The organism is Streptomyces sp. WAC07094 (assembly GCF_036320405.1).
In the GTDB taxonomy this organism is placed as follows: Bacteria; Actinomycetota; Actinomycetes; order Streptomycetales; family Streptomycetaceae; genus Streptomyces; species Streptomyces lannensis.
On the sequence record NZ_JAVMJZ010000001.1, the window covers coordinates 8412882 to 8431904 of the forward strand.

General features: G+C 67.2%; 17 protein-coding genes and 1 pseudogene. 11 read left to right on the plus strand and 7 right to left on the minus strand.

Features of this window, described 5'->3' with window-relative positions; genetic code table 11:
* Positions 1-66: 66 nt before the first annotated feature.
* The 5 genes and pseudogenes from RCR19_RS37800 to RCR19_RS37820 form a co-directional block, all read right to left on the minus strand.
* Entirely contained in the window at positions 67-651 is a 585-nt protein-coding gene (locus tag RCR19_RS37800) for a CGNR zinc finger domain-containing protein (protein ID WP_331269254.1), read from the minus strand.
* Positions 652-866: 215 nt separating this feature from the next.
* Positions 867-3293 (minus strand): SpoIIE family protein phosphatase, encoded by a 2427-nt coding sequence (locus RCR19_RS37805; RefSeq protein WP_331269255.1) that lies wholly within the window; start codon positions 3291-3293, stop codon positions 867-869.
* A gap of 447 nt (positions 3294-3740) precedes the next feature.
* Positions 3741-3998 carry a hypothetical protein gene (locus RCR19_RS37810; protein WP_331269256.1) on the minus strand — a complete coding sequence of 86 codons (258 nt, stop codon included), beginning with the start codon at positions 3996-3998 and terminating at the stop codon, positions 3741-3743.
* 19 nt (positions 3999-4017) lie between these two features.
* Positions 4018-4437, minus strand: a pseudogene (locus RCR19_RS37815) (thioredoxin domain-containing protein); the annotation flags it as partial.
* Positions 4438-4880: 443 nt separating this feature from the next.
* Positions 4881-5744: an SDR family NAD(P)-dependent oxidoreductase gene (locus RCR19_RS37820; RefSeq protein WP_331269257.1), complete on the minus strand. Its 864-nt coding sequence runs from the start codon at positions 5742-5744 to the stop codon at positions 4881-4883.
* Positions 5745-5902: 158 nt separating this feature from the next.
* Between RCR19_RS37820 and RCR19_RS37825 the strand changes: the two genes are divergently transcribed.
* Entirely contained in the window at positions 5903-6586 is a 684-nt protein-coding gene (locus tag RCR19_RS37825; protein WP_331269258.1) for a TetR family transcriptional regulator, read from the plus strand.
* A gap of 155 nt (positions 6587-6741) precedes the next feature.
* Here RCR19_RS37825 and RCR19_RS37830 read toward each other — a convergent pair whose 3' ends face one another.
* Positions 6742-8178: an aldehyde dehydrogenase gene (locus RCR19_RS37830; RefSeq protein WP_331269259.1), complete on the minus strand. Its 1437-nt coding sequence runs from the start codon at positions 8176-8178 to the stop codon at positions 6742-6744.
* A gap of 438 nt (positions 8179-8616) precedes the next feature.
* Between RCR19_RS37830 and RCR19_RS37835 the strand changes: the two genes are divergently transcribed.
* The 8 genes from RCR19_RS37835 to RCR19_RS37870 all read left to right on the plus strand — a co-directional run bounded on the left by RCR19_RS37835 (position 8617) and on the right by RCR19_RS37870 (position 15601).
* Positions 8617-9168 (plus strand): TetR/AcrR family transcriptional regulator, encoded by a 552-nt coding sequence (locus RCR19_RS37835; RefSeq protein WP_331269260.1) that lies wholly within the window; start codon positions 8617-8619, stop codon positions 9166-9168.
* 321 nt (positions 9169-9489) lie between these two features.
* Positions 9490-10380 (plus strand): LysR family transcriptional regulator, encoded by an 891-nt coding sequence (locus tag RCR19_RS37840; protein WP_331269261.1) that lies wholly within the window; start codon positions 9490-9492, stop codon positions 10378-10380.
* 451 nt (positions 10381-10831) lie between these two features.
* Positions 10832-11440 carry an ABATE domain-containing protein gene (locus RCR19_RS37845; RefSeq protein WP_331269262.1) on the plus strand — a complete coding sequence of 203 codons (609 nt, stop codon included), beginning with the start codon at positions 10832-10834 and terminating at the stop codon, positions 11438-11440.
* 51 nt (positions 11441-11491) lie between these two features.
* Entirely contained in the window at positions 11492-12421 is a 930-nt protein-coding gene (locus RCR19_RS37850) for a pyridoxamine 5'-phosphate oxidase family protein (protein ID WP_331269263.1), read from the plus strand.
* Between the two features lie 201 nt (positions 12422-12622).
* Positions 12623-13090 carry a GNAT family N-acetyltransferase gene (locus RCR19_RS37855; protein WP_331269264.1) on the plus strand — a complete coding sequence of 156 codons (468 nt, stop codon included), beginning with the start codon at positions 12623-12625 and terminating at the stop codon, positions 13088-13090.
* 388 nt (positions 13091-13478) lie between these two features.
* Positions 13479-13862: a hypothetical protein gene (locus RCR19_RS37860; RefSeq protein WP_331269265.1), complete on the plus strand. Its 384-nt coding sequence runs from the start codon at positions 13479-13481 to the stop codon at positions 13860-13862.
* A gap of 431 nt (positions 13863-14293) precedes the next feature.
* Positions 14294-14737, plus strand: coding sequence for a VOC family protein (locus RCR19_RS37865; protein ID WP_331269266.1), 444 nt, complete (start codon positions 14294-14296; stop codon positions 14735-14737).
* Positions 14738-14881: 144 nt separating this feature from the next.
* Positions 14882-15601, plus strand: coding sequence for a DinB family protein (locus RCR19_RS37870; protein ID WP_331269267.1), 720 nt, complete (start codon positions 14882-14884; stop codon positions 15599-15601).
* 271 nt (positions 15602-15872) lie between these two features.
* Here the strand turns inward: RCR19_RS37870 and RCR19_RS37875 are convergent, their stop codons facing one another.
* Complete coding sequence (locus tag RCR19_RS37875; protein ID WP_331269268.1) at positions 15873-16496, minus strand: CGNR zinc finger domain-containing protein; 624 nt, start codon at positions 16494-16496, stop codon at positions 15873-15875.
* A 42-nt stretch (positions 16497-16538) separates the two neighbouring features.
* Here RCR19_RS37875 and RCR19_RS37880 point away from each other — a divergent pair, with 42 nt between their 5' ends.
* Entirely contained in the window at positions 16539-17822 is a 1284-nt protein-coding gene (locus RCR19_RS37880; protein ID WP_331269269.1) for an MFS transporter, read from the plus strand.
* On the plus strand, positions 17813-18745 hold the full coding sequence (locus RCR19_RS37885; protein WP_331269270.1) for a 2-dehydropantoate 2-reductase: 933 nt from the start codon (positions 17813-17815) through the stop codon (positions 18743-18745). Before RCR19_RS37880 ends, RCR19_RS37885 begins: the two co-directional genes overlap by 10 nt.
* Positions 18746-19023: the final 278 nt, after the last annotated feature.

Genomic DNA, 19023 nt, shown 5'->3' on the forward strand with positions numbered 1-19023 from the left:
CACAGTGCCGAAGTCGTCGTTGCCGAGGGGGTGGTCGGCTTCTCCGCGTTGCCGACCGCCCCGCGCCTACGACGCACTCTGGGCGCGTTGCCTTGCCCGGTAGGCCCGCAGGTTCGCCGCGTTGCCACAGACCTTGACACTGTGCCAGACCCCGCTGTTGTTGCGGGACCGGTCGAAGAACACAGTGCCGCACCGGTCGTTGCGGCACAGTTTCAGCCGCTGCCAGGTGCCCGCCCGCTGGGCCTGGAAGACCTCGATCAGGACCAGCGCCGCCACACGCCTCCACCCGGTGCCGCGTGGCTCGGGACGGACCTCTCCGTCCCCGCCGAGCTGCATGGCGACGGACGCTGTGTGCAGCGGGGGGAGCGCGTCGTCGTGGCCGAGACCTGCCGCCCGGCGCAGATCGTCGCGGAAGGTGCGGAGCTCCTCCTGGTCGTGCGGGTCGAGCTGGACCCCGGCCAGGGGTTTGCCGGTGGCCAGGCTCCACTCCTCCAGCGCCTGGTCGAGCCAGATCTGAGCGGAGCCGGGATCGGCCAGAAGGTCGTTCGTGCGGGGCTTGCCGGCGGGGATCGTGTTCATGAGGTCCTGCACGAAGGCGAGCCCCTCCGGGGCCGGCTCCGTGTTGTAGCGAGCCGTGGCCGGCCAGCTCATTCGGATCACTCCCCACGCCTTGTGCCATGTGTCCGACGACAGATGTATACAGCCTACATCTCTTACTCGGTATCTGAGGGACCAGGGTGGGTGATCCTTGTGTCACTGCCCTTCTCCGCACCAAGTCCGGTAGGGGCTCATCGCTCACGGACCGAGCGGCCGGCTGCCACCCCATGCGGACCGTGCTTCCGCGCGGACGCCAAGGCACGCTGTGCTCAGGCGAGATCGAACAGCGGGACCATCTCGCCGGGCAGTCCGTCCAGGGGCTGCTCGGTCCAGATCGTCTTGCCGCGCCGTCCGTACCGACTGCCCCACCGGCTGGTGCATTTGGCCACGATGAACAGCCCGCGCCCACCCTCGTCGGTGGGTGCGGCCCTGAGGAGTCTGGGCTGGGTGTTGCTCGGATCGGCGACTTCGCAGATCAGTACGTTCTCACGGATGAGCCGCAGTCCTACCGGGCCGCCGGCGTACCGGATCGCATTGGTCACCAGTTCGCTCACGACCAGTTCGGTGCTGAGCGCCAGTTCGTCCAGTCCCCATCGCTCCAGTTGCCTGGTGACGGACTCCCTTGCGTCCGCTACCGAGGCCGGCTCCGCAGGGAACTGCCAACTCGCGGTGTTCTCCTCGGAGATGATCCGGGTGCGGGCGAGCAGGAGGGCCACGTCGTCGCTGGGGGGCCGGTCGGTGAGATCGCCGATAAGGTCGCGACCGATGGCGGCCAGGCTCCGGTCGGCCCCCGTCAGGACCGCAAGTCGGTTGCGGAGCTGGTTGATTCCGTGGACGGCGTCGAAGCCTTCCAGTTCGAAGAGTCCGTCGGTGTACAGCGTCACAACGCTGCCTGCGTCCAGAGCCACCGTGGTCGACTCGAACGGCACACCCCCCACACCCAGCGGCGGACCGGGGGAGACCTCTATGTCCCGCGCGGTGCCGTCCGGCCCGACGACAACAGGAGGGGGCTGTCCCGCACTGGCCATCGTGCATTTCCCGGTGATGGGGTCGTAGACGGCGTACAGGCATGTGGCACCGACGACATCCCGCTGCTCGGTCGGGGTCTCGGAGGCCAGTCGCTGCACCAGGCCCTCGACATGGGTGAGGACCTCCGCCGGGTCAAGTTCCAGATCGGCGAAGGTCTGGATCGCGGTCCGGAGGCGACCCATGGTGGCGGTGGCGGACAGTCCGTGACCGAAGACGTCCCCGATGACCAATGCGACCCGCAGTGACGGGAGGGGGATGGCGTCGAACCAGTCACCGCTGATGCCGGCGCCCCCGACCGCGGGGTGGTAGATGCCCACGGTCTCGAGGCCGGCGGTATCGGTCTCCGCGCGTGGCAGCAAGCGCTCCTGCAAGGCCGCCGCCGCCCTGTGTTCCCGGGTGTACCGCCGCGCGTTGTCGACGCCGAGAGCCGCGCGCGAGGCGATCTCGGTCAGCAGCGCCCTTTCGGCCGTGTCGAAGGGATCCGGCTGCTCGGTTCGCCAGACCGATACCGTGCCGAGCATGCGACCGCGTGCCAGCAAGGGCGCGATGGTCATGGAATGCGCTCCGACGGGGATGAGGCGCCCTCTCGTGAGCGGGCTGCTCGGCACCTTGAGCATGTCCTCACGGTCGAGCGAGAGGGCCTGCCCCAGCTGGAGTTGATGAATGTGGACCGTGCCGAACGGCTGGCTGAGCGACTGTCCCGGTTCGAGCAGGCCTGGAGGCCACTGCTTGGCTCCCGACGAGATGGCGACCCGGACCAGATGCGATGGCATCCCCTCGATGACGTTCAGCGGTTCGTCACCCACAAGCACCGCGTCGGATATGTCCACGGCGGTGAGATCCCCGAGTTCGGGCACGAGGACGTCGGCCAGCTCCTGCGCGGTACGCACGACGTCCAGCGAGGAGCCGATCCGCACGGCCGCCTGGTGCTGCAGATCCATCTGACGACGGATCCTCTGCTGCGCCGTGGTGTCGTTGACGGTGACAGCGATGCCGGAGGGAGCGCCGTCGGGGTCCTGCAATCTGAATGCGGACAGCGAGAGGTCCCACTGATACCCCGAAACCGTCGAAGAATGAATTTCCAACCTCTTCCGTACAAAAGGCACACCGGTTTCCATCACCTGGCCGAGCAGGCGCTCTATCATCTCGGCGTCCTCTGCGGAAATAACACTTTCCAGACGGATTCCCGGTACGATGGGCGGCCCTTCGAAGATCTCGGTCCTGATGTTCGTGCGTATGACATTCATATCTACGTCGTGAATTGCGATGCCCATTTGGTCCTGGGCGAGCAGTGCACGCAAGAATGCCCCGCCGAATCGCCAGTCACTCGAGGAGTCGGCCGGCGCGGCTATGATCACGTATTCGTCCGGCGAGCCGTCGAGAGGCAGGACACGGAGGTCCACATCGAGGGTCCCGCCGGAGCCGAGACGAAACGTCACGACTCCCTCGGCGGGCGGTTGCCCTGCGCCGCTGTTCCGGCCCGTGCCCGGGCTTTCGGCGAAGAGGTCCTGGACGGGATGACCGCAGATGTCGTCCTGGCTGCGGCCGAGCAGGTCAGCGACGGTCGACGAACAGCGGACCACCGTGCCCTCACGGTCCACAACCGCTGCCCCGACGGCGAGAAGGGGTGACCGCTGCCCGTGTCGATCGCTGTTCGCCTGGTCCATGCGGGGACTCCTGTGCGAAAAGGACGCTCATGCCACAGGCAACTGATCCCATTGTGCTCCTGCGCCCCCTCCTCCGCGAGGCGGAGGTTGTCGGCGATATCGCAACGCATTTGGTGCATCAAATTCGGTGATCCGTGCGACGAAGTCCGTCGGCCGGTGCGGCTTCGTTGTATTTGTGTCGCGTGCAGGGGACCTTCGAGCCACTGGAAAGAGAACGCACCCCGCCGGGGGACGCCGCGCCGCCTCGCCGGCCATGAGGAAAAGCGGCCCCGGCACGCTCCCACCCGGCCGGAAGCCGGGAGGAGCAGAAGAAGGCCGGCGGACAAAGACGGCCGCGAAGCCCCGACCGTAGAAGCCCTGCGCGGATCACGTCCAGCGGATCGTCGCGGCGACGAGGCACATGCTCGGGACGAGATCCGGAATCCGTCTCATGGCCGCCTCGTGCGGTCAGGCGGCCGCATAGGGGAGAGGGCGGCCGGGCCTCTCCTGACCTTGGGTGTGTGCGACCTCTTCGATCCCGGTGAGCAGTGCCATGTCGTCGTAGGGCCCATGATGCCGCTTGCCGTTGATGAAGAACATGGGTGTGCCGGTGACCGCGTTGGCGTCCGCCGATGCCATGTGGCGCTCGACGGTGGGCCGGTGCACCCTGTCGCGCAGATCGACCGCGCTCGAAGCGCCGGACGTCGAGGCCCAGTTCGTCTGCATACGCGATGAGATCGGCGAGGTCCAGGTGGTCCTGGCGTTGCAACAGCAGCGCGTGCATGGGCCAGAACGTTCCCTGTGCCGGGGCGGCTTCGGCTGCCTCCGCAGCCAGGGCCGCGTGCGGGTGGACATAGTCGAGCGGGAGATGGCGCCAGACGTAGCGCACCTGCGGGTAGGTCGTGAGCAGTTCGCGGGTGACCGGCTCGGCCGCGCGACAGTGCGGGCATTCGAAGTCCCCGTACTCGACGACTGTGATCGGTGCGTTGGGAGCGTGCCGGTGACCGCCGCTCGGTGTCGCCGAGCAGTGCCTGCCTTCGGCGAGGCCCGGGCAGCAGGGCGATGAGCCGGTACAGAAGCCAACTTGACGTACTGCTCCGGCCGGATGTTCGACCAGGCCAAGGCGGCCAGGATGGCGCCGATGAGGGCGATCGCGCCTCCTGATGGCCCGAGCGGACTGCCTGCCTTGCTCGGGCCGTCGGGATCATGTCGTGGCGCGGAGGGTCGAGCCGTCGGGTGCCGTTCCTGGGAGGCATGGCCTGAACGCACTGTGGGACGGCTGACCGCATCACTCTCTGCCCATCTGGTACGTCGTGCGTGGATCGCGCGCGACGGCAGCAAACTGCACCGGTGAGGAATGACGGCCGTGGCCAATCGTTCCATTCTAACTGCCGAAATTGCTATCAGGAGTTAGGTTGGGTCATCTCTGAGGTCAACAGGGTCGAAGGGGTTACGGTGAGCCGACCGCGCGACTCCTGATCCTTGCCTTTCTTCGGGTCGACACTGCCCGATTGCGGTGGCCCGGCGAGTGGCGTCCGTCGGTCCCGGACCGCGTGGCGCCCACACCCGCAGGAGTCATGGGTGGGCGGTTGTCGGCCGGTGTTCCGGTCAGTCGTCGAGCCAGCGTGAGCCGTCGCCGTCGGCCTGGTCATGGTCGGTCGAGACGCTGAGGTACCGCCACTTCTCGTCCTCCTTCAGCCTCTTGGTCCAGGCGGCGTGTCCATAGGCGTAGGCGTCACTGCCCAGGAGCAGGCGCAACGGGGGCTCGTCGAGGTCGGCGACGGTGAGCACGACCCGGGCGACCTTGGCCGGGTCGCCGTTGGCTTCTTCGGTGAAGTTCCGCATCGCCGTGGCGGCGGCCCCGACGGTTCCTCGGTAGGGCTCGCTGATGGGCGGTGTGTGCATGGACGATCCGGCCCAGTCGGTTCGCATGCCGCCGGGTTCCAGGACGGTGATCTTGATGCCAAGGGGCGCGACCTCGGATGCGAGGACTTCGGAGAAGCCGCCGACGGCCCACTTCGCGGACTGGTACGCGGTCATGCCGGGGCTGCCGATCCGGCCGCCGAGCGAGGAGATCTGGATGATGTGGCCGCCGCCCTGCCGGCGCAGTACCGGCACCGCTGCCCGGCTGACGTGGACGGTGCCGTAGAAGTTGGTGTCGATCTGTCGGTGGAACGCCTCCAGGGTGGTGTCCTCCAGTGAGGCGCGGTCGCCCTGGCCCGCGTTGTTGACCACGACGTCCAGGCGCCCGAACGCCTCGACGGTCTCGCGTACGGCGCGCTCGGCGGCATCCGCGTCGGTCACATCGAGATGCGTGGTGCGGATCCGGTCCCCATGGGCGGACACCAGGTCGTCCAAGGAGCGTGGGTTGCGGGCTGTGGCCATCACCAGGTGCCCGGCGGCCAGAGCCGCGCTGACGATCTCGCGGCCCAGGCCACGAGAGGAACCGGTGACCAGGAAAACCTTTGACATGGGGCGAACTCCGAACGATGCGGGCTGATTCGTGGGGGTGGGCGGCGCTTCCGGGTGGCCGGGCGCGGTCGCCGAGAGATAACGCAATCCAAGTGCGTTAATGAGACGGTAGCACGCGGACACCATGTAACGCACTCGGGTTGCGTTAATGTGGAGACATGCATCGCCGAGCCCGATCGCCCGAGGCCAAACTCCGCCGTACCGAAGACCTCCTCGAAGCCACCCGCGGCCTGGCCGCCGATCGGGGCGGCGTCCGCCACATCACCCTGGCCGCCGTCACAGAGGCCGCCGGACTGCACCCCTCCGCCGTGCGGCGCTACTTCGAAAGCAAGGAGGAACTGCTGCTGGAGCTGGCCGAACGCGGCTGGGGCGAGTGGCGCGACGCCCTCACGTCCCACCTCGCCGGGGCCCGCGACCTCACCCCGGAGCAGACGGCGGCCGCGGTGGCAGGCACCCTTGCCTCACAACCGCTCTTCTGCGACCTGCTGACTCATGTCCCGCTCAGCCTCGAGGGGGACGTCGACATCGAGCGGGCCCGCCGGTTCAAGACCAACTCCTTCGCCGCCTACGACGCCATCGTCGACGTACTGACCGCCGCGAGCACCATGACCAGCGCTCAGGTGCAGGGCGTCATCACCGTGGCGCTGGCGCTGACGGCGAATCTCTGGCAGCTCTCGCACCCCACGCCCACCCTCGCCGAGCTCTACGCCCAACATCCGCGCTGGGGTCACGTAGCGCTCGACTTCGAACCCCGGCTGACCCGACTGCTCCAGGCGACGGCGTTCGGCCTCGCCTCCGACACCGGTCCCGTCACCATGGCCCGCGGCCCAGAAGTGCCGTAGTGGCAAACAGAGGTAGGTGTCCGCCGAGTGCCGTGGAGCCTCCGGAGGCCGGGCGGTCGGCGCGGGTGAAGTCCGCCGCGGTGCCTGCAAGGCCCGATGCGAGCGGGCGTGGCGAACCGGGGCGGGTGCCGGCCCGGGCCCGGCCGGACGGCAGGTCAGGTCTGGTAGATCGACTGAGACTCCTCGTACGCCTGCAGTCCTTCGGGCCCCAGCTCTCGTCCGAGGCCACTGGCCTTCATGCCCCCATAGGGGGAAGTGAGGTCCGGCAGATAGCCGTTGAGTCCCACGGTGCCGGTACGGATGCGGCCGGCGACGCGGACGCCGTGGTCGAGATCGGTGGTCCAGACGGTGCCGGCGAGGCCGTACGCAGAGTCGTTGGCGAGGTGCACGGCCTCGTCCTCGCTGCCGTAGGGCATGATCGAAAGGACGGGGCCGAAGATCTCTTCCCGCGCGATGGTCGACGAGGCGTCCACGTCCGCGAAGACGGTCGGCTCCACGAACCAACCCGACTCGAGCCCGGCGGGGCGGCCACCTCCCGTGACCATCCTGGCGCCCTCCACCAGTCCCTGCCTGATGTAGCCCTCCACTCGTTTGCGCTGCCTGGCGCTGACGAGTGGGCCGATCTGTGTGGCACGGTCGAGTGCGTCGCCCACGACGGCTCCCTGAGCCAGCGCGGTGTAGAACTCGACCACCTCCGAGTACCGGCTGGTGGGGGCGAGAATCCTCGTACTGGCGTAGCAGGTCTGCCCGTTGTTCAGAAGGCTGGCCATGAAGACCTCTTCTGCTCGCGCGGTCAGATCCGCATCGTCCAGGATGACCGCGGCCGACTTGCCCCCCAGTTCCAGGGTCACCGGCCTCAGCAGGAGAGCGCAGGCGGCCGCGACCTGACGGCCCGCCGACGTCGATCCGGTGAACGACACCTTGTCGACGCCCGGATGGGAGACCAGATAGGCGCCGAGATCGCTTCCGCCGGGCACGATATTGATCACACCATCCGGGAAACCCGCAGCCTCCACCGCTTCGGCCAGCAGCGCGGAGTCGAGCACCGTCTCCGGTGCCGGCTTGAGTACGAGTGTGCAGCCTGCCGCAAGAGCGGGGGCCAGCTTGAAGAAACCGATGGTCTGGGGGAAGTTCCAGGTCATGATGGCAGCCACCACCCCGACGGGTTCCCGGCGGACGAGCGTGCTGCCACGGGGCAGACCCACACGGCGCTCTTCACGCGACGCGTTCGACACCAGGCCCGCGTAATAGCGCAGCAGCACGGCCGGGACCGTGCCCTCGAAGGCTTCGGCGGTGGTGATGGGCATGCCGTTCTGGGCGCTGACGGTGCTCGACATCGCCTTGCTCCGGGCGTCCAGCTCGTCGGCGAACTTCACCATGACAGCGGCGCGCTCGTGGGGTTCCCAGGTAGGCCATCCGGCAGGGGAGTCGAACGCGAGGCGGGCGGCCCGGACGGCCCGGTCGACGTCCTCTTCCACCGCGGCCGGCACCGAACCCAGGTATTCACCCGTACTGGCGGACAAGGCGGTGATGGTGTCGTGGCCGGACGGAGCGGCCCACTGCCCCCCGATGAACAAGCGATTGGCATGCATGACACGGTCTTCTCTCAGCTGCGTCCGAACCGGGCTGATCGCCCCGTGGTCGGCTGGAGGTGGGTCAATGGCTTTGGGGTCCATGAGCGGTTCGGGCCCGCGTACCGGGCGATACGGCGCTCATCCCCTGAGCCATCCGCGGACGGCTGGGTCCCGCAGGGTGGCAACTCGTAGGGCTCTGCACTTGAGTGTGACCCACGTTACACCTATCTGAGGGCACGTGCCCTCAGATGGCCCCAGGCTCGTACGACACTCATCGGACCTCGGTCCGAACGTACCCACGGGCACATGTGGACGCGCCCAGCACGGCAATAATGGACGTTGACGCGACAGCACGCGCAGCCGCTCAGCGATATGAAGGCCGAGAGGTCTACCGAGATGAGAACGTATGGCGGACTCACCGCCGGAGAGCGCCAGTCGGCACGGCGTCGACGCATCATGGATTCCGCCCTCGAGCTTTTCGCCACGCAGGGATATCCCCATACGTCGATCCGTTCGGTTCTTCGTCACAGTGGCGTGCAGGAGAGGTATTTCACGGAGAGCTTCTCGTCCCTCGACGCACTGATGGCCGCGGTCCTCAGGGAAATCCAGGAGGATGAGGCCGCGAGATGCCAGAGGGCTCTGGACGAAGGTGCAACCCGCCGCGACCGAGCACGTCGCATGCTCGATGTGCTGACCCACGCAGTGACCGATGATCCGCGGAAAGGGCGTGTCAAACTGATCGAGTCCCTCTCGGCCGGCCCCCTGGCGGCAAGGGAACGCCGACGGGGATTGCGGCGCATCGCCGACCAGGTCGAGTCCCTGCTCCTTGCGGACCGGCACGATCCGCGCATTGACACCACCGCGATGGCGATGGCTGTCGTCGGTGGTGTGAACCAGATACTTCTGAACTGGGCCGACGGAATTCTCCGCACCTCCCGCGAGGACGTCGTCCAGCAGTCGCTGTATTTCTTCGAGGCAATTGCAGAATTCGGATCCGGCGCCTCCTGAGTTCCGTTACGGAAACCTCGATGGCGACGCAGATCCCGGTTGCAACGGCCCTTTCCTGGATTCTTCTCGAGTCCGGGTGTCGGTAGTGGCTTCAGGACTGGACAGCGCGACCGTCGGACATTGAGGTCGTAACTGTGGAGGGCGTCGGCGTATGCGCGGGGGTCGTCCCTCGCAGGGAGGGCGGCTCTCTGATCGAGCGTACGGATTCCAACCTCTCCTGTCGGATTTCGTCGGTTTGCGGAAACCTGTCATAGTGTTACGCTCGACGTTCAGTGGCTTTCGAGTCATGAATCTTTTATTGGTCTGGCTTAGATTCTGCGAATGGCAACTTTGCGAGCGTTGGAGTGCCTGGTGGCACTCGTCGAAACGGGATCCGTGACGAAGGCGGCGGCAGCGCTGCACATGTCACAGCCCGCCCTCTCCCACCAGATCGCTTCCCTCGAACGGGAACTCGGCACGCCCGTTGTCGAACGCCTGTCCCGAGGGGTGCGGGTCACCGCGGCCGGCCTGGCCGCGGCGGCGGAGGCGCGCGTGGCGCTGCGGGTGGCCGAGAGGGCCGTGCAGGCCGGGCGGGATGTGGCCGCCGGAGGTGCGGGCCGGTTGCGGTTGGCGTGCGCGGAGACGATGACGGTGTGGCTTCTCGTTCCCGTCCTGAGACGATGGCGTTCGGACCGGCCCGATGTGCAGCTGGAACTCATGGAGTTCACCAGCAGCGACAGGATGGTTGAACTGCTCATGGCGGGCGAGGCGGACCTGGTCGTCGGGCCGGAACCCAGCGGCACCACGGCTCATGTGGAGCACCTCGGGGACGAGGAAATGGTCGTCGTCGCCTCGAGCGAGCACCGATTCGCCGGGATGGCGTCCGTCGCGGTCAAGGAGCTCATCGACGAGCCGTTTGTGCACTACACGCTGGACAACGGCAACGCCGCCTGGCTCGATCAGTTCGTCTCCGCGCACCAGGTGTCCCTCATGCCCGTCCTGCGGACCCGCAGCCCGCGCACTGCGGCGCAGTTGGCGGGGGCGGGCATGGGTGTCTCCATCGTCCCCACGTCGGCGCTGACCGCGCAGCCCGCGGGCGTGGTACGCCCACTGGAGCCGCGTGTGTACCGCGGAGTGGTCGCCGTCGCGGCCGCACCCTCCGATGCGCTGGTCTCGCTGTTTCTGCGCGACTTGCGACGGCGTGGTCTGCCGGGTCCGATCGCTTCCGTCTGAGCAGTCCTCCCGCTGCGTGGACGGTCCTCGGCGGCCCTGTCTGTGACCACCACGGACAGAGGGCGTCGGAGGGTATCGGCGGGCAGTACTTGGCGTTCGGTGCCTCGGTGCCTCGGTGCCTCGGTGCCTCGGTGCCTCGGTGGCCGGGTCGGTCCGGACCGCCGGGCCGCCTGTGCAGTGCCGCAGTCCTCCATGTGTCGAGAGCTCCGATCGATTCAGGGGGGACGGTCGTCCGGCCCGGCGCCGGGGGAACCGATCTGGGACGGTGCGGACCGACGAGGTGGCCTGCTGCTGACCTTGTGATGTGCGGAGGAGGGCTTCTAATGCTCGGAGCGGTCGATCAGGCGTTATAGAGACTGGGTGGCGGGGCGGCGATGAGAGTCGGATATACGAGGAGCATCAGCCCTGCGAGGGTCCTTCCATCGAAGTGGCTAATGGGTATAGTGGGCACATGAGTGTTAGGGCCAGCGTCGAGGAGATGCAGAGGGCGGGATTCCCCATGGGGGGCGAGCCGCTGGTTGCGGTGGACCTGGCCGACACGGTGATGACGGCCGTGCGGCCCGCCGAGGACCTCATCGCCTCCGCAGAGGCGGCGGAGAAGTGGTGGCAACTCGAGGCATCCGGGCTGCCTGCCGGACCCATGCCCGCCCCCTCGGCCCTTCGCCGACTGCGGACGGCCGTCAGGAACCTTCTGGACGCCCAGCTCGAAGGCAGGGAAGCCCACTCGACCGCTCTGGAGGACCTGAACGCCGCAGCCGCCGGCGCACCGACGAGCCCACGACTGGTCATGACACCCAAAGGGCTCCAGGGCGAACGCCGTTGGCACACGGAGCTCGGCGGGAACGTTGCACTGGCCGCCATCGCAGGGGAAGCGATCACGCTCTTGGCCGACCCGCAGCGGTTGAGCACATTGCGGCGTTGTGCCAACCCGGCGTGCTCCATGCTCTTCCTGGCCGAGAACAAGCGGCGCAAGTGGTGTACCGGCAACCTCTGCGGCAACCGGGCGCGCGTCGCCCGTCACTACGAACGCAGTCACCGGGAGCGGTCCGCGGACGCGTGACCGTACCCTCTCCAATCCCTCATCCGACATGAGCGATCGACAGGAACGCCGATGAGCACTGCAGGCTTTCACGAGGGCGAACGGACCATCCAGCGCCTGGCCGGAGTGGTCGACGAGGCTGACCGGCTCCAGGGCATGCTCCAGCCCCCGCGCCCCGGCGGAGGGCTGGGCGCAGTACTCGCGGCGCGCTCCTTCGCCGTCCTCACCGGTCGAGATCATGACGGCACGCTGTGGACCTCGCCGGTCCACGGGGAGCCGGGGTTTCTTGTCGCCGACGGAGCCAACGTGACCGTGCACACTTCGCCGCCCGCGAGTGACCCGCTGCACGACGCGCCCGTCCCTCAGCACGTCGGACTGCTTGCGATCGATTTCGGCATCCGCCGCAGGATCCGTGTCAACGGAGAACTGACCGACGGCTCGGCGGACACGCTGACCATCATTGCTGACCAGGCCTTCGGAAATTGCCCTTCCTACATCCAGCAGCGTGACCTCTCGGTGACACGGGCGCCCGGTCACGGGGCCGACGCCGGGTACCCGCGGGACACGTCAGACGCAGGGTCGCTTCGTCAGGACCACATGGAACTGATCCGCAACGCCGATACCTTCTTCCTCGGCACGACCCATCCCACGCGAGGTGCCGATGCCTCACACAAGGGCGGCAGGCCGGGGTTCGTGAGGGTCGAGGGCGGGGAGATCTGGTGGCCCGACTACGCGGGAAACAACATGTTCAACAGCCTGGGCAATATCGCCGTCGATCCCGCTGCGGCTTTGCTGTTCATCGACTTCGCCACGGGGCGCACGCTGCAACTCTCGGGTGTGGCACGGGTCGAGTGGCTCGACCCCTCGGCGGACGAAGGCCGGACCGGCCGGCGCGTACGGTTCACACCGCGCTGGATCCGCAGCGGTGAAATCCCGCTCCACGGCGACCTGTTGAGCTACTCGCCGTACAACCCCGCCGTGACGACGCCCCGCGCCGCGTGAGCCCTCGGCCGCCTGCGAGCGGGTGCTTCCGCAGGCCATTGCTTGAACCGGTGGGCTGGTGATGGGGTACGCGAGTGGTCCGACGCGGTGGGAGTGCGAGGCTGGGAGTGGGTCCGCGCAGCGACGTAGCCGGTTGCTCGGGCTGCTACCTTCTTGATTGGAGCGCTCGGGAGCTGCTGATTTCCCTCTAAGCTCTGCCGCATGGAGATCACTGTGCGGCCGGCTGCCGACCAGGACCTGTCATCGCTGCTGGCTCTTTACGGCGAGTTGAACCCCGAAGATGCGCCGCTTCCCCAGGGGTCGGCCGAAGGCATATTGGCGGCAGTGTTCGCGCAGGAGGGACGGACTGTCCTGGTGGCCGAGGCGGACGGTGTTGTGATCGGAACCGCGGACTGCATAGTCCTGCCGAACCTTACCCGTGGCGGCCGGGCCATTCTGTTCGTGGAGAACGTGGTTGTTACCGGCTCCTTGCAGCGACATGGCATCGGACGCCGATTGATGGAGGCAGCTGTGGGGCTGGGTGAATCGGCTGGCTGCTACAAGGTTCAGTTGCTGGCGGCCGACGACGAGTACGTCCATACCTTCTACGAGTCGTGCGGCTTCATGGCTCTGGCACAGGGATTCCGGCGCTACATCGAACAGGATGGCTCCACCCGCACAATGGCATGACATGGCAGCTGGTCTTTGAGCGTGTCGGCATGGAGATCGCCGCAAGACTCGTACCTGAATACCCAGGGCTGTGTCTTGGTTGAAATGGTTCCACCGGCCCGAATCATTGCCGATCACTTGCTCGGGTTCATCGGCGTCGCCGCAGCATGCATCTGCAACTGCCGCATCACCAAATGAGACGACTTTCAAGGCATCGCTTCCTACGCTGCTCGATGCAGATGAGGGTGGACTCACGACGTTGTTGGGGGGGCTGGGGCCAAGGCGCAGGTGCACCCTCTGGCCTCGGGCCCTTGTCCTGGGTCATGATCGCTGCGTGACGACTGGACGACAGCCACTCCTTCATCATGAGTGGCTCGGACCCCTGTGGAAGCAGGGTGATGATGCACTGTTGGCCCAGATCTCCCTCGATCCCGCCGTTCGGGCGCCTCGCCTCAACGGCGGGGCGGATGCCGAGGTGATTTTGATGTGGGGCGAGGTCGAGCCTGGGCCGGATCTCGACGGACGCCTCACGGCCGTGACGGCAAGGCTTGAAGCCGCCCTGATCGTCCTGTCGGAAATCAGGTCCTACGCGGTATCGCACGGGCCGAAGCCGTGGCGTGATCACTATGGGGCCCTGGACGAGTCACCTCTGGCAGACCGCCTCTTCCTTGAGTGCTTCGAAGTTGACGCGGCGCTGAACGTAACAGTCTGGTTCGACTTCGGCGGCCTGGAGATGATCGCCGTAGTCCTGGATGCTTCCGGCCGAGGCCGGGTGGCGGAGTTGCACCCCTGATCCTTTGGCGGCAGTGAGACCCGATGAGGACCCACAACTGGAGCCAGATTCCAAGTCCATAGCCACGACGAGCGCTTCATCCCTTACGAGACTATGAGCTGGTTCCTGGGCACGTGATCGAGCAAGTAGCCTGCTGTGGCTGGGATTTCCGCGGGGAGAACCTTTAGGACCGGAATGATCGTGCATCGGCTGATGTGAACAGGGTGTCGGAGCCTTTCTGGCAGATGGCAAACAGCGGTTGGCGGGACAGCTCAGGCAGTCGAGGACAGCCATGCGGACCCTTGGTGCGTGAAACTACGCCGTCAATCGACACAAGCGACGAACACAGCGCTCGGATCCGCGTGCCGCATGCGCACATTCTCACCGTGCTATCCAGAAAATGCATGATTCCCGGTTTCCTCATGGACGCGTGGTTCGTCAACACTGGAGGAATGAAACTTTCCCTCGAAGTCGTCACGTTGGCCGTTTTGGACGTCGACCGAGCCCTGACGTTCTACACAAAGCAGGTCGGGTTTCACCTCGATGTGGACTACGCGCCCGACGACGATTTCCGGGTGGTGCAACTCACCCCGCCGGGGTCAGGCGTCTCGGTCCAGTTCGGCGTGGGCCTCACCGTAGCCGAGCCCGGCAGCACCCGGGGAACCTACCTCGTCGTGACCGACATCGAAGTTGCCCGGGACGCGCTGGTGGCACGTGGGGTGCGTGCGAGTGGGATCCGGCACAAGTCCCGACTCCCCGATTGGCGTGGCGGCTTCGAGGCCGGGATCGATCCCGAGCGTCGCGACTATGCCAGTTTCTTCGACTTCACGGATCCCGACGGGAACCAGTGGCTTGTCCAGGAACGAGGTCACGAGGCGAAGGCCGGCGGCTTGTGAAGTGCCCTGCAACAAGCCTTGAGCCCTTCCGACGCCGGGCTGGGCAGGCCGGGTTGAGCCCGGAAATCGGTCGCGCCCCGTGAGGCGCAACCGTTAGCCTCCGCCTGAGCGGGGCGAGGTACGTGACCACGAAGGGGGCCGGTCATGGAGACCGAGGGCGTGCGGACCGATCGTTTGGGCGTGTTGCTCGACCAGTTCGACTCCGTCAGGGAGAAGGCGCAGGTACGGCTTACCGGGCTCAGCGACGAGGAGTATCGGTGGGAGCCGGTACCCGGTTGCTGGTCGATCCGCCGCCGAGGCGAGGCGACGACGCCCAGGGCGTTCGGACCGGGCGACTGGCTCCTCGATCAAGGTGCCCCGGATATCCCGGCGAGCGAGTACGCCGAGGTCGCCCGCCAGGCTGCCGATGGGATGTCGGTCGTCAAGATCGCCGGCGACTGGAGTGTGAGTGTCGAGCGGGTGGAGCAGATCCTTGGGCACGTAGGCCCGCCGGAGCCGGACGAGTCACCCGTGACCACCATCGCATGGCGGCTGGGGCACCTGCACTTCTGTTTCGCGGGCGGATGGGAGTGGGCGTTCGGTGAACGACGGCAGGAGCCGAAGGGGTTGGTCGACTTCACCCCCGACGCCGGCTTGGCCGTGGAGCGGTTCTGGACGGTGATGGACCGCTGGCGTGAGAGCATCGCCACCGTGACCGAGGAGCAGCTCGACACGATCGGCTTCTCGCAGTATCCGTACGGCTCCGACCCGGACGAACCTTTCATCGCCGTGCTGTGGGGGGCCAACCTCGAATTCATCCACCACATGGCCGAGATCGCGCTGCTCCGCGACCTCTGGAGGGCGCGCTTCACCGGTCGCGATTAGGTCGGGTCGCACAGCGGGCGTTCATGATGAGGGCGACCGTCGCCTCTACCGGACTTCCGACGCCGGTGGGCGTTTGCGGCCACCAACTGATCGGCTGTCATCGGCTCGTCGTCCCATTCGCACTTCACCATCCCGAGCGCAGCCTGGGCCGCCACGCCACGGCGGGAGCCCGGACGGCGAGCGCATTCCGAGTGCCGCGCTGCGCGATTCCGGCAGGATCCACTGCCAGAGTATGGTGCGGGGCATTTGGTGAGCGCTCAATTCGCAATGGTCATGCTTCGACTGCCGCCTCGCGCAGCCGTCGGTGTCGCGCCGCTTTGGTGATGTTGCCGCAGCGCTGCATCGAGCACCACTTTCGGGGTTTTCCCTGACCGGTGTCGAGGTAGATCATCCGGCAGATCTCGGCGTCGCACGCGCGCAGGTTCTGCCTTCGCGCAGGATCCGAGAGCAGCGTGATGAGATCCCGCGCGATCGTGGAGAGCAGGGCCGGGGCCGAAAGGGCGGTGTCGGTCGCCGCGGCGGGAAGCCCGTCGGCTCCCACTTCCAGGTGAGGGACGGGCGGATTCACCTGGGCCAGCCGGTTCAGGAGCCGCACCGATTCGCTTCGGGGAGCTTGGCCACGTAGGTACCCGGCTGTGACTTCGTACGCGCAAGCCCGCAGTTCGTGGAGGGCGGCGAGCACACTCCCCGGATCCTCCTCCGGGCGCACAGCGAGCCCCACCCCCGCAAACCAGGCCGTGAGCCGTTCGATGTCGCCCATGCGCTCGATCGGTGTGGTCGGGCGGCGACCGACCGTCGCGATGAGGTTCAGCGAAAGCGATCCGGCGTCGAAGCGCAGTTCACGCTGCCGTGCCGTGATCCGCGTGCGGCGGCCGTCGTGTGTTCCTTCGGTCACTCCGTTATAGTAACCCTGTATGGGGTTACTAAGGGGCGAGACATGAAACCATGGATGCGCGTCGCCCTCGCGATGTTCGTCGTGGGTTGGGGAGCCAACCAGTTCTCCCCTCTCCTCCTGGTCTACCGGCGCGGTGGAGCGGTCTCGGAGTCCGCGGTGACCATGGCGTTCGGGGCGTACGCGCTCGGTCTCATCCCGGCGCTGCTACTGGCTGTCCCCATCGCTCGCCGCTGCGGGCAGGTAAGAACGATGCGGGCGGTCCTCGCTCTGTCCGCCGTCGCGTCACTGATCCTTGTGGTCGGAGGCGAGCGGATGTGGGCCCTTGTGCTCGGAAGGCTGCTCGCCGGCGTCGCCTCGGGCGCCGCGTTCGCGCCGGGTACGGCCTGGGTCAAGGAACTGTCGGACGGCGACTCTCCCGGCGCCGGGGCGCGCCGCGCCGCGATGGCCCTCTCGGTGGGGTTCGGGGGCGGCCCGCTGGTGGCGGGGGCGCTCGCTCAATGGCTGTCGGCACCGGAAGTGGTGCCCTACCTGGTCCACATCGGCCTGACGGCCTGCGTGGCCCCATTGGTGTGGAACGCTCCCACCGGCATCACATCGGAAGCGCGCCATGACGAAGCGGGACTGGGTGGGCTTAGCGCGATCTTCGGACACAGGGGGTTCCGTTTCCAGGTCGCACCGACGGCTCCGCTGGTGTTCGGGGCCGCCACCACCAGTTTCGCTGTGCTGCCCGCTCTGGTACCACCGCACGGCCCCAGCGTCGCTGCCAGCGGCGGTCTCGCCGGTCTGACGCTGGCCAGCGGTGCCGCCGTGCAACCGCTGGCCAGACGGATGTCGAAGCGCAGCCGTCACGCGATCCGCCACTGGGGCCTGGCGGCGGGGACTGCGGGGTTCCTCCTCGGCGCCGTGACCGTCCGGCTGCACGATCCGGTTGTCCTCATCCCGGCGGCGATCACCCTCGGCGCGTGTTACGGCATGCTGATGGTGGCAGGACTGAGCCGCGTGGAGGCGCTGGCCGCGCCGCACGAACTCGCCGGTGCTGCGGCTGTCTTCTACTGTCTGAGCTATCTGGGGTTCGCGGCCCCCTACCTCGTGACCGCGGTCGGGCACTGGGTGCCACCGGCCGTACTCCTGATCTGCGCCGCCTGCGTTGTCGCCGCGCTGATCCCGGCCACAGCGCTGGTCCGCGGTCCGGATTCCGGCGGTGGCCCCTCTACGGGGCGTGGCCGGTCCGTCCGGCGCGGAACCGAAGGTCCTGCCGGTACGCCGAGTGTCCGGCGTGAATCACACCCAGATCCCGCATGGGAAAGGAAAACGTCATGCGCATAGCCGTCGTGGGAGCGGGCGGTGTCGGAGGCTACTTCGGTGCCCGGCTCGCCGCAGGGGGGCACGAGGTCACCTTTGTCGCCCGTGGCCGGCATCTGGAGGCCATTCGGGAACATGGACTGCTGGTACGCAGTCCGCTGGGTGACCTGAAGGTCCCGGCGACCTCGGTGGTGGCGACCATTGCCGAACTGGACCCCGTCGACGTGGTGCTCGTCGCCGTGAAGCTGTGGGACAGCGAGGATGTCGCCGCTCAACTGAGTGCCGTCGTGGACGAGGGGACCCGTGTGATCTCCCTGCAGAACGGTGTCCGCAAGGACTCGGTACTGCGGCAGCATCTGCCCGCGCAGAACGTGTGGGGAGGAGTCTGTTACATCTCGGCCGTCATCGAGGAACCGGGCGTGGTCTCCCACCGCGGGGAGATGCAGAAGGTCGTCTTCGGTGCTTACGACGACGCCGACACCCAGCGGGCCGAGGACTTCCTGGAGGCGTGTGTCTCCTCCGGAATCGATGCGGAACTCAGCGCCGACATCGAACGGGTCATCTGGGAGAAGTTCGTGTTCCTGGTGGGGCTCTCGGCGACCACCGCTGCCGTGCGTCAGCCCATCGGCGTCATCCGTTCCGACGCCCACTCCCGGGAACTCCTGCACGACGTGATGGCGGAGGCCGTGAACGTGGGCCGCGCCGCCGGAGTGCATCTCGACCCGCGGTTCGCCGACGAGCGGCTGGAGTTCTGTGACACCCTGCCGCCCGGGATGACCTCCTCGATGTACCACGACCTGATGCAGGGCAACCGCCTCGAAGTGCCCTGGCTCAGCGGCAGTGTCGTCGATCTCGGCCGCGAACTCGGCGTCCCCGCACCGCGGAACCGTACGATCGCCGACGTTCTCGCCCCCTACGAGCTGGGACGGCCCGATCCCGACCGGTGAATCGCGAGTCGGCTCGCTTCTGTCTTCCGCCGGAAGAAGTGGCTGCCGCAGCGCGCTTCCTGTCTCCCGTCGAGACTTCGAAGGCCCGTAGCCGACCGGGCGGGCGACTGCTGACGTCGTTGAGCCGGGTGTCCCGTTGGGACATCCGGACACGCTGGTCAAGTCGCGTAGGGAGGATCAGGGATCTGTACGTTACGGCACGGCCGACAGGTGATGCCGTCGCGAGGCTCGTCCGGCGCCGTCCGGCTTGCTTGCGTGCACGGCACCCCTGGGTGGCT